We start from the raw sequence: 13,128 nt of genomic DNA, 5'->3' as shown, positions 1-13,128 counted from the left end.
CGCATGGACACCATGGCAACTCTCGCTCAACCGCAGGCGCCGGCGTGGCCGCGCGCCGTCCTGTTCGACCTGCTCACGGCCCTGCTCGACTCCTGGACCGTGTGGAATGCCGCCGCCGGTTCCGTGGCGCAGGGCAGGGCGTGGCGCGCGGCCTACCTGCGCCGCACCTATGGCTGCGGCGCCTATGTGGGCTATGAGCAGCTCGTGCGCGAAGCCGCCGCCGAGGTCGGCCTGCCCGCTGCGGCGCCGCTGGCGCTGGAAGCCGCCTGGGACACGCTGACGCCGTGGGATGGCGCGCGTGAACTGCTGCAGGCCCTGCGCCCGCACTGCCGGCTGGCGGTCGTCACCAACTGCTCGGAGCGCCTGGGGCAGCGTGCCGCCACGCGCCTCGGCATCGACTGGGACACGGTCGTCACCTCGGAGACGGCCGGCTTCTACAAGCCCGACCCGCGTCCCTACCGGCTCGCGCTGCAGCGTCTCGGCGTGGTGGCGCACCAGGCGGCCTTCGTCGCCGGCTCCGGCTACGACCTGTTCGGCACCGCCGCCGTCGGCCTGCGCACCTTCTGGCACAACCGCGTCGGCCTGGCCCTGCCGGAGGGCGCGCCCGCGCCCGCGGCGCAGGCGGCCACGCTGGCGCCGGCGCTGGCCTGGCTGCGCGGCGGGCAGGACTGATCGTCCCGCCACCTGATTGCCGCCGAGGCATCGCCCCGGCACCCGCCACACGATTCCCGTCATTCCCATCACCAACATGGTCAACACAGACGATATGGACCCGCTCCCGGCCTCGCTGGCCCAGGCCGAGACACCCGCCGCGGTGATCGACCTGGACCGCATGCAGCACAACATCTCCCGCATGCAGCAGCGCATGGACGCGCTGGGCGTGGCCTTCCGGCCCCACGCCAAGACCAGCAAGTGCATCCCCGTGGTGCAGGCGCAGATCGCCGCCGGCGCGCGCGGCATCACGGTCTCGACGCTGAAGGAGGCCGAGCACTTCTTCGCCGCGGGCATTGCCGACATCCTCTACGCGGTCGGCATGGTGCCCGGCAAGCTGGCGCAGGCGCTGGCGCTGCGGCGCCAGGGCTGCGACCTGAAGATCCTGTGCGACAGCGTGGCCTCGGCGGAGGCCATCGTGGCCTGCGGCGCGGCGCATGGCGAGGCTTTCGAGGTGTGGATCGAGATCGACTCGGACGGCCACCGCTCCGGCATCCGCGCCGACGAGCCCGCGCTGCTGCAGGTGGCGCGCGTGCTGCACGAGGGCGGCGCGCGCCTGGGCGGCGTGATGACGCACGCCGGCTCCAGCTACGACCTCGATACGCCGGCGGCGCTGGCGGCCATGGCCGAGCAGGAGCGCGCCGCCTGCGTGCTGGCTGCGCAGCGGCTGCGCGCGGCCGGGCTGCCGTGCCCGGTGGTCAGCGTCGGCTCCACGCCGACGGCCTTGTCGGCAAGTCAGCTCGACGGCGTGACCGAGGTGCGCGCGGGGGTCTATGTCTTCTTCGATCTCGTCATGCGCAATATCGGCGTCTGCCGCGAGCAGGACATCGCGCTGAGCGTGCTGACCACGGTGATCGGCCACCAGCCGGAGAAGGGCTGGGCCATCGTCGACGCCGGCTGGATGGCGATGAGCCGCGACCGCGGCACGCAGAAGCAGAAGCAGGACTTCGGCTATGGCCAGGTGTGCGACGCCGCCGGCCAGGTGCTGGAAGGCTATACGCTGGTCGGGGCGAACCAGGAGCACGGCATCCTGGCGCGCGCCGGCGAGCCCGACCGCGACATCGCCGCGCGCTTCCCGCTCGGCACGGTACTGCGCATCCTGCCCAACCATGCCTGCGCCACCGGGGCGCAGTTCCCCACCTACCGCGCCTGCCGCGCGGACGGCACCACCGAACGCTGGGAGCGCGTCCATGGCTGGTGAGCACGACTCCAAGACTCCGCAGCCGTCGCTGCCGCCGCCTGGCGGCCACTACAGCCACGCGGTACGCGCCAACGGCTTCGTCTTCGTCTCGGGGCAGCTGCCGATCACGCCGGACGGGTGCAAACTGGGCGATGCCCCGTTCGAGGTCCAGGCGCGCCAGGTGCTGGCCAATGTGGCGGCGGCCCTGCGGCAGGCCGGCAGCGACGTCGGCCTGCTGGTGCAGGTGCGCGTCTATCTCGACGATGTCGCCAACTGGTCGGCGTTCAATGCGATCTATGCGGATTGGGCTGGCGCGGCAAGGCCGGCGCGCGCCGTGGTGCCGACCGGCCCGCTGCACTTCGGCCTCAAGGTCGAGGTGGAAGCGGTGGCCTTGGCCGGGCCGGAGCCGGGCGCGAGCTGAGGGGAGTGGCGGCGATTGCCGCGGATGACCGCGGCAGATGAAAAAAGCCCGCGCCGGAGCGCGGGCTTTCTTCCCATCCTGGCCGCTCAGCGCTGGTACGCGGGCGGCAGGAAGCCGGCGAAGCGCTGTTGCGTCACGGTCTTGAACTCGGCCGATTGGTACGCCGCGCGGATGTCCTTGACGTAGGGCTTGTTCAGGTCGGCCGTACGCACCGCCACCAGGTTCATGTAGTAGTCGGGGATCTTTTCCAGCGACAGGGCCTCGGTCAGCTTGAGGCCGGAGGCCAGTGCGAAGTTGCCGTTGACGAAGGCGTAGTCGACGTCATCGAGCGAGCGCGGCAACTGCGCCGCTTCGAGCTGGATCAGCTTGAGCTTGTGCGGGTTGCCTTCGATGTCACGCTCGCTGGCGCGGATCGGATCGGTGCCGGCCTTCAGCGTGATCCAGCCGAACTGCTGCAGCATGGCGATCGCACGCGCCAGGTTGGTCGGGTCGTTGGGCAGCGACACGCTGGCGCCGCTCTTCACCTCGCCCAGCGACTTGTGCTTGCGGCTGTAGATGCCGATCGGCGCGGTCGGTACCTGGACCACGTCGGAGAGCTGCAGCTTGCGGTCGGCGGAGAACTTCTTCAGGTAAGCCACGTGCTGGAAGGCATTGGCGTCGATGGCGCTGTCGGCCAGCGCCAGGTTCGGCTGCACGTAGTCGCTGAACTCGACGATGGTGACCTTGTAGCCCTGCTTTTCCAGGATGGGCTTGATGCCGTAGCGGATCTGGTCCGAGTACGGGCCGGCGGTGGCGCCGAAGCGGATTTCCTTCTTGTCCGGGTCGGCCGCGCCCGCCGTGTGCATGATGCCCAGTGCGCCGATTGCCAGTGCCGCGGCCACGAGCCGTTTTGCGATGCCGGATGCCATATGCTGCTGCTCCCCTGAATGTTCTGTCTGGTTGTTGGACGGCGGCGGGTGCCGCTCGGGTCGGGCCATTGTAGGGGCGCCCCGGTGCACGGGAAACGAGTAATTCATCATGCCCATATGCCGTGGGTGCATAAGGGCGGGACGGCATACCCTTATGGCGAATCGATGGTTGGCCGGCGCCTGCCGGGCCCGTATGATGAAACCGTCTCCTCCTCGCCATCCAGGCTGGGATTGCGGCCCGCCGGGCGGATGCCTCGAGCGGGCCTTTTCTTTGGCGTCCGCTTTTCCGCCGCGAACGGCCGGGGCTCCGGCGTCCCTGCCGATGCCGTCCCTGACCGAATGCATGCCACGACCATGAACCCGCTTGAAGATGCCGCGCCCGGCGCGCTGGCCGCAGTGCGCTATGTGCTGACCGACATGGACGACACCCTGACCTTCCACGGCCGGCTTGCCGCCGCCACCTACGGCGCGCTGGAGCGCCTGCAGGCAGCAGGCATCCGCGTGATTCCCGTCACCGCCGCGCCGGCAGGGTGGTGCGACCAGATGGCGCGCATGTGGCCGGTCGATGCCGTGATCGGCGAGAACGGCGGGCTGTGCTTCGCGCGCGGGCCGGACGGCGACCTGGTGCGCCACTACTGGCTGGAGGCGGCGCAGCGGCAGGCCGCCGACGCGGCCCTGGACAGCGTGCGCCGGCGCGCGCTGGCGGCGCTGCCGCAGGCACGCGTGGCGAGCGACCAGCCGTTCCGCCAGACCGGGCTGGCCTTTGCCAGGCCTGCCGACGCGGACCAGGTAGCGCGCCTGCGTGGCTTCTTCGCCGAGGCGGGGGCCGACTCGACCGTCAATTCGCTGTGGGTGCTGGGCTGGCTGGGAGGGTATGACAAGCTGGCCATGGCGCGGCGCAGCCTCGGCCTGCTGTACGGCGTCGACCTGGATGCGGTGCGCGCCCAGGTGATGTATGTCGGCGATTCGACCAACGATGCGCCGATGTTCTCGTTCTTCGCACACACCGTGGGCGTGAGCACGGTGGTGGACTATCTCGACACGCTGCCGGTGCCCCCGCGCTGGATCACGCGGGGTCCGGGCGGCGCCGGCTTCGTCGAGGCCGCCGAGGCGGTGCTGCGCGACGCGGCGCGCTAGCGCTGCCCCGGGGCCCGGCGCCGCGTGCCTCAGGCCGCTGCCAGGGCGCGCTCGAGGTCCTCGATCAGGTCGTCGATATGCTCGATGCCGATCGACAGGCGCACCATGTCCTCGCTGACGCCGGCCGCCTTCAGCTCGGCGGCGTCGAGCTGGCGGTGCGTGGTCGAGGCAGGGTGGGTGGCCAGCGACTTGGCGTCGCCGATGTTGACCAGGCGCGTGAACAGTTGCAGCGCGTCGAGGAAGCGCGCGCCCGCCTCGCGGCCGCCTTCCTTCAGGCCGAAGGACAGGATGCCCGGGCCGCGACCGCCCAGGTAGCGCTGTACCAGCGCGTGGTCCGGGTGCTCGGGCAGGCCGGCGAAGTTGACCCAGCCCACCTTGGCGTTGCCCTGCAGGTGGCGCGCCACCGCCAGCGCGTTCTCGGTGATGCGGTCCAGGCGCAGCGCCAGCGTCTCGATGCCTTGCAGGATCAGGAAAGCGTTGAAGGGCGACAGCGCCGCGCCGGTATTGCGCAGCGGCACCACCCGCGCGCGGCCGATGTAGGCGGCCGCGCCCAGCGCCTCGGTGTAGACCACGCCGTGGTAGGACACATCGGGCTCGTTCAGGCGCTTGAAGCGCTCCTTGTGCTCGGCCCAGGGGAACTTGCCGCTGTCGACGATGGCGCCGCCCACGCTGTTGCCGTGGCCGCCCAGGTACTTGGTCAGCGAGTGCACGACGATGTCGGCGCCATGCTCGAAGGGGCGGCACAGGTAGGGCGAGGGCACCGTGTTGTCGACGATCAGCGGCACGCCGTGCGCGTGGGCGACCTCGGCGATGGCCGCGATGTCGACCACGTTGCCGAGCGGGTTGCCCACCGACTCGACGAAGATGGCCTTGGTGCGCGCGTCGATGCGCTCGGCGAAGGCGGCCGGATCGCGGCCGTCGACGAAGCGCGTCTCGATGCCGGACTGCGGCAGCGTGTGGGCCAGCAGGTTGTAGGTGCCGCCGTAGAGCTGGCTGGCCGACAGGATGTTGTCGCCGGCTTCCGCGATGGTCTGGATCGCGTAGGTGATGGCGGCCATGCCCGAGGCCAGCGCCAGCGCGCCGACGCCGCCCTCGAGCGCCGCCAGGCGCTGTTCGAGCACGTCGTTGGTCGGGTTCATGATGCGGCTGTAGATATTGCCCGGCACCTTCAGGTCGAACAGGTCGGCGCCATGCTGCGCGCTGTCGAAGGCATAGGCGACGGTCTGGTAGATCGGCACGGCGACGGCGCGCGTGGTCGGGTCGGGGGAGTAGCCGCCGTGGACGGCAAGGGTTTCGAGTCTCATGATGTCGTTATGGGTGAAAGTCAGAAAAAAGGCACGGCGCTGCGCATGGTAGCAGCGCCGCCGCCCGGGCGGCACCCCGCCGTGGCGCGGGCCGCCGCCGTCGTTCCGTCCCGATCTACTGGCGGGCGACCGGGACGTTGTGGACGATGGGGAAACTGGCCTGCCACACGTTGTCGCTGACGCGGATGGTGGACGGGATCAGCTTCTGCTGGTGGAACAGGTCGGCCACCTGTTGCTGCACCAGCACGACCTCGGCCGTGATCGGCGTCACTCCGTAGGGCACGCGCTTGAGCCAGGCCTCGACCACCGGCGCTTCCAGGCCCAGGCTGGGCGCCAGCAGCGCCGCCGTCTCGCCCGGGTGCGCCACCACCCACTGGCCGCTTTCGCGCAACTGCGCCAGGATGGCGTTGACCACGCGCGGCTCGCGTTCGGTGAAGGCGCGCGCCGCCTCGTAGAAGTTGTAGGGCGAGGGCACGCCTTCGTAGTCGGCCAGCGTGCGCACCTTGAGCGCGCGCTGCGCCAGCGCGTAGTACGGGTCCCATACCACCCAGGCATCCACCGCGCCGCTCTCGAAGGCCGCGCGCGCATCGGCCGGCGGCAGGTAGACCGGCTGGATATCCTGCAGCGACAGGCCGTTCTTCTTCAGCAGCTGCACCAGCAGGTAGTTCGAGCTGGAGCCCTTCTGCAGCGCCACGCGCTTGCCCTTGAGCTCGGCCACCGAACGGATCGGCGAACTGGCCGGCACGAACAGCGCTTCATTGCTCTTGCCGCCCGGCTCCGCGCCCACATAGACGAAACTGGCCTTGGCCGCCTGCGCGAACACCGCCGGCGGGGCGCCGGTGTAGCCGAAGTCGATGCTGCCGGCGTTGAGGGTCTCCAGCAACTGCGGTCCGGCGGGGAATTCCTTCCACTCCACCTTGTAATGCAGCGGTGCCAGTTTCTGCTCCAGCGTGCCCTGCGCCTTCAGCACCGCCAGCAGGCCGGCCTTCTGGAAACCGATGCGCACGGTCTGCTCGGCTGCCTGCGCCACGCCGGTGGCCGCGGTGCTGGCGGCGAAGGCCAGCAGGGCCAGCGCGGCCGGGCGCAGCAGGGCGCGCAGCCAGCGGCCGGCGCGGCGGTCCCGCCTGCCGTCGGGGTGGGCCGGCGCGGTGATCGTGTGCGAAGGGGATAGCGGCAAATGCATCGATTTCTCCAATTCCTGTGGCTCTGGATGGCTATGGTTGCGAAATCACGTCCGCGAGGGAAGGAAGCTTGTCGCATTTGCTTAGAACCGGTGCGCCAGGCGGGGCGCCGGTGGGGGAGGGGGCGGTGCGAGTGCGAGGCGCGTGTCCCCGCGCAGGCGGCGACGCGCCTGCCCGTCGGATCCGCATGGCCTGTTGCGCATCACATCGCCTTCGCGCCATGCCATGCGGGCCGGCGGAGCGCTGAATTCCGCGTGCCGGCGCCCTTAGCTGAGGTCGCGCCGGGGCGGTCGGTCAGATCGACGGGGTCACGCAGCCGAACGCCGCCTTGGTGGAGGCGGTCTCTGCAGCCGCGCCGTCGATGCTGGAGCTGGCCGGCGATCTGACCCGGGAGGTCAGTGCGTTCCGGCTCGGGCTGCCGCCGGCCGGCCGGGTTCTTGCGGTGGCCGCCCCAGGGTGGCATCGGGGTGATGCCGACCGGCACGTGGCCCCGGCCGCGCCAAGCGTCTGAATCTATATTCAAAAAAACTGAATATTAAATCCGGATTTCATCCGCAACGCCTTCGATGGCCAGCCCTATAGTTACGTCAACGGGCAGCAATCAACCAAGAAGACGCGGCCCGGCGAGATTCAAATCCTTTAATGATTTGCTGACTGCCTCGGAGAGAAATCATGGCCTCGAACACCACCCTGAAGATTGCATCCGCCCTCCTGCTGTCGCTGGCCGCGCTCGGCGCGGCCCGGGCCGACACGGTGCCCGCCGACAAGTACGGCTACGTCTACCGCCAGGCCGCCTCGGCCGACACCTATGGCTACGGCCTGCGCGGCAAGGTGTCCGGCGACGACTACGGCTATACCTTCCGCAGCCACGACGTCTTCACCGATGGCGCCCGCAAGGTGGCCGGGCTGGACCGCAGCAGTGTGTCGTCCGAGCCGGCGCGTAGCTTCGATCCCTACCAGGAGGGCGCCCGCGCGCGCACGGCCTGAGCGGCCTGAGTGTCCCGGCGCCGCCGCTGGCGGGAATCCGACAAGAACAGCGACAGCGCGCAAGGCCTGGCCTTGCGCGCTGTTCTGTTTGCCCTTGCTTGCCCTTGTTTGCCCGCTTCCCATTTCCCTTCCCGGCGGCGTCAGGCGGCGGCCCGCCGCCGCACCGCCGGATGCACCGGCCGCGCCAGTCCCAGGTGCTCGCGCAGGGTGCGGCCCTCGTACTCCTGGCGGAACAGCCCGCGCCGGCGCAGTTCCGGCAGCACCAGGTCGATGAAGTCGTCGAGGCCGCCCGGCAGCCACGGCGGCATGATGTTGAAGCCGTCGGCGGCGCCGCCTTCGAACCAGGCCTGGAGCTGGTCGGCGATCGAGGCCGGGGTGCCGTGGATGGACCAATGCCCGCGCGCGGTGGCCACGCGCAGGTAGAGCTGGCGGATGGTCAGGCCTTCGCGCCGCGCCAGTCCGGTCACCAGCTGGAAGCGGCTCTTGGCGCCGTTGGGCTCGGGCAGGTCGTCGGGCAGCGGGCCGTCGAGCGGGTAGCCGGACAGGTCCACGCCGCCCAGGCTCTGCGATAGCAGCGCCAGGCCGACGCTGGGGTGGATCAGTGCCTGCAGCGCTTCGAACTTCTCCTGCGCCTCGGCTTCGCTGCGTCCCACCACCGGGAACACGCCGGGCAGGATCTTGAGCTGGTCGGGCGTGCGCCCGTAGCGCGCCAGGCGCGCCTTCAGGCCGCTGTAGAAGGCCTGGGCGTCCGCCAGCGACTGCTGCGCGGTGAAGATGACCTCGGCGGTGCGCGCGGCCAGTTCCTGGCCGGCTTCGGACGAGCCGGCCTGCACCACCACCGGATGGCCCTGCGGCGGCCGCGCCACGTTGAGCGGGCCGCGCACCTGGAAATGCGCGCCGCGGTGCTCCAGCGCGTGCAGCTTGCCGCTGTCGAAATGCAGGCCGCTGTCCTTGTCGTACAGCAGCGCATCGTCCTCCCAGCTATCCCACAGGCCGTTCACCACGTCGACGAATTCCTCGGCGCGGGCATAGCGGTCCGCATGTTCCGGGTGGTGCTCGAGGTTGAAGTTGCGCGCTTCGGCGTCGGACCAGGAGGTGACGACGTTCCAGCCGGCGCGCCCGCCGCTGAGGTGGTCGAGCGAGGCGAACTTGCGCGCCACGTGGAAGGGCTCGTTGTAAGTGGTCGACACGGTGGCCACCAGGCCGATGCGTTCGGTCACCGCGGCCAGCGCCGACAGCAGCGTGAGCGGCTCGAAGGTGGCCGCGCGCGCGGTGCGCGGCAGCGTGGCATCGCTCATGCCGCGGATGGCCACGCCGTCGGCGAGGAACACGGCATCGAACCTGGCGGCCTCCGCGCGCCGGGCCAGGCGCGCGTAGTGGGCGAAGTTCTGGCCGGCATCGGCCTGGGCGCCGGGATGGCGCCAGCCGGCGACGTGGTGGCCGGTGGCCTGCAGGAAGGCGCCGAGATGCAGCTGGCGCGGGGCGCGGGGCTGGGACATCGCCGGCATCTCCCTCAGGCGGCGCGCGCCGCGTGGTCCGTGCCGTGCGCGCTGTTGGCGCTGTCGCCCTCCGCACCGGCCTGCGACGGCACCGGCTTGAGCGCCACGCTGCGGCGCCCGTCGACGCTGACCGACACGTCCCCGGCGATGGTCACGCGCCGCACCACGCGCAGCGCGTCGCCGTAGTCGTTGATGGCGTAGTGCTGGGTGGCGCGGTTGTCCCAGATGGCGACGTCGCCCTCGCGCCAGCGCCAGCGCACCGTGTTTTCCAGCCGGTGCACATGGCCTTGCAGCACGGCGATCAGGTGTGCCGAGTCGACCGAGGTGTAGCCCAGCAGCTTCTTGACGAAGTGGCCCAGCACCAGGGTGCGCTCGCCGGTCTCGGGGTGCACGCGTACCACCGGATGCTCGGTCTCGTACAGGGTCGAGGTGAAGACCTCGCGGTAGCGGCGCAGGCCCTCGTCGTTGTGCACCAGGGTGCGGCTGGCGGCGTAGTCGTAGTCGTTGGTGTGCAGGGCCCACAGCTTGTCGGCCAGCTGCCGCAGGGGCTCGGGCAGGTCGAGGTAGGCGGCCGCGGTATTGGCCCAGACGGTGTCGCCGCCGGCGGCGGGGATGGTCACGCCGCGCAGCACCGACACTTGCGGGTAGGCCACGTCGAAGGTCACGTCGGTGTGCCAGGAGTTGGCGCGGCCGCCGTGGCGCGAGTCGAGTTCGAGCAGGAACTGCGTGCCGTCGCGGACCGGCACGGTGGGGTGGGCCACGGGGGCGCCGAAGCGCTTGCCGAAGGCTTCCTGGCTGGCGTCGTCGAGGTGCTGCTGGTCGCGGAAGAACAGCACCTTGTGACGCAGCAGCGCGGCGCGGATGGCGGCGAAGGTGCCGGCATCGAGATCGGCGCCCAGGCGCACGCCGCGGATCTCGGCGCCGATGCGCCCGGCGACCGGGTGCAGGTCGAGCGCCGGCAGGTCGGCGGATGCGGTGCCGGGGGCGGCTTGTGCTGTTTGTGCGGCTTGTGCTTGGGTCATGACGGGTCTCCGGGTGGGGAAAGGGCGCTGGGTGCGACCGGGCCGAGGGTTCGTGCCCGGTCGTCGTGGCGGGACTGGCGGCGGCGCCGGCGCACGGCGGGCGGCCGCCTCAGATGGCGAAGCGGATGGAAGGCGGCAGCCGGTCCGAAGACTGCGCCGGCTCGGGCAGCACCGGCGCTTCCGCCAGTTCGGCCAGGCGCCCCGTGAATTCGCGCAGCACGTTGTCCTTGACGGTGGCGAAGGGCAGGGCGGCACGGTCGCGCGGATGGGCCAGGCCGACCGGCACGATGCGGCGCACACGTCCGGGGCGCGGCTCCATCACCACCACGCGGTCGCCCAGGAAGACGGCTTCCTCGACGTCATGGGTGACCAGGATCATGGTGATGCCTTCGGCCTGCCAGATGCGGTGCAGTTCCTGCTGCAGGTAGGCGCGGGTCAGCGCATCGAGCGCGCCGAAGGGCTCGTCCAGCAGCAGGATCTCCGGGCGCGTCACCAGCGCGCGGGCGATCGCCACGCGCTGCGACATGCCGCCCGAGAGCTGGTGCGGGTAGGCGCTCTCGAAGCCGGCCAGCCCGACCAGCTCGATGTGCTCCTGCACGTTGCGGCGCTTGTCGGCGTCGCTGCCCGGCGTATTGAGCAGGGCCAGGCGGATGTTCTGCTCGACCGTGAGCCAGGGAAACAGGCGATGCTCCTGGAACACGATGCCGCGCTGCAGGCTGGTGCCGACCACGCGCCGGCCATCGAGCAGGATCTCGCCCTGGTAGTCCTCCTCCAGGCCCACCACCAGGCGCAGCAGCGTCGACTTGCCGCAGCCGCTGGCGCCGACGATGCTGACGAACTCGCCCGGCGAGATGGTCAGGTGGATGTCTTCCAGCACGGGCAGGGCTTCGCCCTTGACCTGGTATTGCTTGCGCAGGTGCTGGATGCTGAGGGTGCCGGCGTGGCCCATGGATTCTCCTTGTCAGTTTGGCTGGCGTCTGGTTGGCGGCAGGCTGGCGGCAGGCGGCGCGGTCAGAAGCCGGCCACCGAGCGCCCGCGCCAGGCCAGCAGGCGGTGCTCGATGCGGCCGGCGATCCAGTTCAGCGTGAAGCCGACCAGCCCGACCACGATCACCCCGAACAGCACCAGGTCCATCCAGAAGTTCTCGCGTCCGTCGATCATGGTGTTGCCGATGCCCTTGCCGGCCACCAGCAGGTATTCCGCGCCCAGCGTGGCGAGCCAGGCGTAGATCAGGCCCAGGTGGATGCCGGCGAAGATCGACGGCGAGGCCGCCGGCAGCACCACGCGCCACAGCAGCTGGCGCCGCGAGAACTTGAGCACACGCGCGACTTCGATCAGGTCGGCCGGCACGCCGCGGATGCCTTCGAAGGTATTGAGGACCACCGGGAAGAAGGCGGCCAGCGACAGGAATACCACCTTGGCGGTGTCGCCCAGGCCGAACCAGACCGAGATCAGCGGGATCCAGGCGAACAGCGAGATCTGCTTGACGGTATGGAAGGTCGGCCCGACCAGTTGCTCGAACAGGCGCGACAGGCCGAGCGCGGTACCGAACAGCAGGCCCAGGCTGGCGCCCAGCGCGAAGCCCGCCAGGTCGCGCCACAGGCTGGCCGCCAGGGCGGTGAACAGCGCACCGCTGCGCGCCTGGGCCACGGCGGTGTCCCAGACCTTGGCGGGCGATACCAGCAGCGGCGATTGCGACCAGCCGAAACGGAAGGCGGCCCACCACAGTGCCAGCAGCACGATCGGCAGTACCCAGCCGCGCAGGGCCGGCGGCAGCGCGGGCAGCCGGCCGCCGCCCCGGGTGCCCGGGGCGTTCCGGGCGTCGTCGCGCGAGACGATGGAATCGGACATCGGTGTCTCTCCTCGGATCGGTGTCAGAAGCCGGGCTTGCGCCAGCGCAGCACCGCGCGCTCGGCCAGCGCCAGCACCTTGTCGAGCGCGTAGCCCACGGCGCCCACCACCACCACGGCGGCGATCACCATGTCGAGCTGGAACAGCTGGCGGCCGTACACGATCATGTAGCCCAGCCCTTCCGAGGAGGCCAGCAGCTCCACTACCACCAGGGCCAGCCAGGCGTGCGTGAGGCCGTAGCGGATGCCGTTCCAGATCGGAGCCGCGGCGGCGGGAAAGACCACGCGCCACAGCAGTTGCCAGCGCGTGAAGCGCAGCACGCGCGCCACCTCGATGTAGCGCGTCGGCACGCTCTCGATGCCCTTGTAGGTGTTCATGGCGATCGGCACCAGCGCGGCCTTCGCGATCAGGATGATCTTGAGCGCTTCGTCGATGCCCACCAGCAGCATCAGCAGCGGCAGCCAGCCCAGCACCGGCACCTGGCTGAAGGCCTTGAAGGTGGGGTACACATAGTCGCGCAAACGCGGCGACAGGCCCATGGCGGCGCCCAGCGCGAGGCCGCCGATCAGGCCGACGGCGAAGCCGCCGGCCACGCGCAGCGCGCTGACCGCCAGGTTGGCCTGCAGCTCGCCGCTGTCATAGAGATCGGCCAGCGTGTGCGCCACCGACTCCGGCGTGGGCAGGACCTGCGGCGGGATCCACTCGTAGCGCGCGGCCAGGTACCAGAACGCCAGCAGCGCGAGCGGCACCGGCCACGCCAGCAGCCAGCCGGCGGCATACCGGCGCGCGGCGGGCAGCAGGCGGCGCAGGCCGCGCGCCTCGCGCGCAGTCAGCACGGGGTGCGCATCGTCGCCAGCCTGCAGCGCTGCGGATTTCGGCGCCGCAGGGGCTGCGGGTGCCGTCAGGGACAGGATCTCGGCGGCCATG

The 13,128-nt window shown here is 70.7% G+C and carries 13 protein-coding genes; 5 read left to right on the top strand and 8 right to left on the bottom strand.

Annotation, left to right across the window (positions count from 1 at the left end):
- The first annotated feature begins 3 nt into the window (after nt 1-3).
- The 3 genes from BKK81_RS31700 to BKK81_RS31690 all read left to right on the top strand — a co-directional run bounded on the left by BKK81_RS31700 (nt 4) and on the right by BKK81_RS31690 (nt 2,312).
- Nucleotides 4-672 (top strand): HAD family hydrolase, encoded by a 669-nt coding sequence (locus tag BKK81_RS31700; protein ID WP_231908153.1) that lies wholly within the window; start codon nt 4-6, stop codon nt 670-672.
- A 94-nt stretch (nt 673-766) separates the two neighbouring features.
- Nucleotides 767-1,912, top strand: a complete 1,146-nt coding sequence (locus BKK81_RS31695) for a DSD1 family PLP-dependent enzyme (RefSeq protein ID WP_071022790.1) — start codon at nt 767-769, stop codon at nt 1,910-1,912.
- Nucleotides 1,902-2,312, top strand: a complete 411-nt coding sequence (locus BKK81_RS31690) for a RidA family protein (protein ID WP_071021274.1) — start codon at nt 1,902-1,904, stop codon at nt 2,310-2,312. Before BKK81_RS31695 ends, BKK81_RS31690 begins: the two co-directional genes overlap by 11 nt.
- An 86-nt stretch (nt 2,313-2,398) precedes the next feature.
- Here BKK81_RS31690 and BKK81_RS31685 read toward each other — a convergent pair whose 3' ends face one another.
- On the bottom strand, nt 2,399-3,220 hold the full coding sequence (locus BKK81_RS31685) for a MetQ/NlpA family ABC transporter substrate-binding protein (protein ID WP_071021271.1): 822 nt from the start codon (nt 3,218-3,220) through the stop codon (nt 2,399-2,401).
- Nucleotides 3,221-3,574: 354 nt separating this feature from the next.
- Here BKK81_RS31685 and BKK81_RS31680 point away from each other — a divergent pair, with 354 nt between their 5' ends.
- A complete protein-coding gene (locus BKK81_RS31680; protein ID WP_071022787.1) occupies nt 3,575-4,357 on the top strand; it encodes an HAD-IIB family hydrolase in 783 nt (260 codons plus the stop codon).
- A 29-nt stretch (nt 4,358-4,386) separates the two neighbouring features.
- Here BKK81_RS31680 and BKK81_RS31675 read toward each other — a convergent pair whose 3' ends face one another.
- On the bottom strand, nt 4,387-5,661 hold the full coding sequence (locus tag BKK81_RS31675; protein ID WP_071022784.1) for an O-acetylhomoserine aminocarboxypropyltransferase/cysteine synthase family protein: 1,275 nt from the start codon (nt 5,659-5,661) through the stop codon (nt 4,387-4,389).
- Nucleotides 5,662-5,776: 115 nt separating this feature from the next.
- Complete coding sequence (locus tag BKK81_RS31670; RefSeq protein WP_083384648.1) at nt 5,777-6,844, bottom strand: sulfonate ABC transporter substrate-binding protein; 1,068 nt, start codon at nt 6,842-6,844, stop codon at nt 5,777-5,779.
- 670 nt (nt 6,845-7,514) lie between these two features.
- Between BKK81_RS31670 and BKK81_RS31665 the strand changes: the two genes are divergently transcribed.
- Nucleotides 7,515-7,829: a hypothetical protein gene (locus tag BKK81_RS31665; protein WP_071021269.1), complete on the top strand. Its 315-nt coding sequence runs from the start codon at nt 7,515-7,517 to the stop codon at nt 7,827-7,829.
- Between the two features lie 140 nt (nt 7,830-7,969).
- Here BKK81_RS31665 and BKK81_RS31660 read toward each other — a convergent pair whose 3' ends face one another.
- From BKK81_RS31660 to BKK81_RS31640, 5 genes are all read right to left on the bottom strand, one after another.
- Nucleotides 7,970-9,328: an LLM class flavin-dependent oxidoreductase gene (locus BKK81_RS31660; RefSeq protein WP_071021266.1), complete on the bottom strand. Its 1,359-nt coding sequence runs from the start codon at nt 9,326-9,328 to the stop codon at nt 7,970-7,972.
- A gap of 14 nt (nt 9,329-9,342) precedes the next feature.
- A complete protein-coding gene (locus BKK81_RS31655) occupies nt 9,343-10,350 on the bottom strand; it encodes a TauD/TfdA dioxygenase family protein (protein WP_071021263.1) in 1,008 nt (335 codons plus the stop codon).
- Nucleotides 10,351-10,459: 109 nt separating this feature from the next.
- The gene (locus BKK81_RS31650) at nt 10,460-11,299 is read right to left on the bottom strand and encodes an ABC transporter ATP-binding protein (protein WP_071021260.1); all 840 of its coding nucleotides are present in this window, start codon (nt 11,297-11,299) and stop codon (nt 10,460-10,462) included.
- Nucleotides 11,300-11,361: 62 nt separating this feature from the next.
- A complete protein-coding gene (locus BKK81_RS31645) occupies nt 11,362-12,201 on the bottom strand; it encodes an ABC transporter permease (RefSeq protein WP_083384646.1) in 840 nt (279 codons plus the stop codon).
- A gap of 23 nt (nt 12,202-12,224) precedes the next feature.
- Nucleotides 12,225-13,127: an ABC transporter permease gene (locus BKK81_RS31640; protein ID WP_083384645.1), complete on the bottom strand. Its 903-nt coding sequence runs from the start codon at nt 13,125-13,127 to the stop codon at nt 12,225-12,227.
- Between the last annotated feature and the right edge of the window lies 1 nt (nt 13,128).

Source organism: Cupriavidus sp. USMAHM13 (assembly GCF_001854285.1).
GTDB lineage: Bacteria > Pseudomonadota > Gammaproteobacteria > Burkholderiales > Burkholderiaceae > Cupriavidus > Cupriavidus malaysiensis.
Note: the sequence above shows the minus strand (reverse complement) of the source record. Positions and strands in the feature narration are given on the sequence as shown.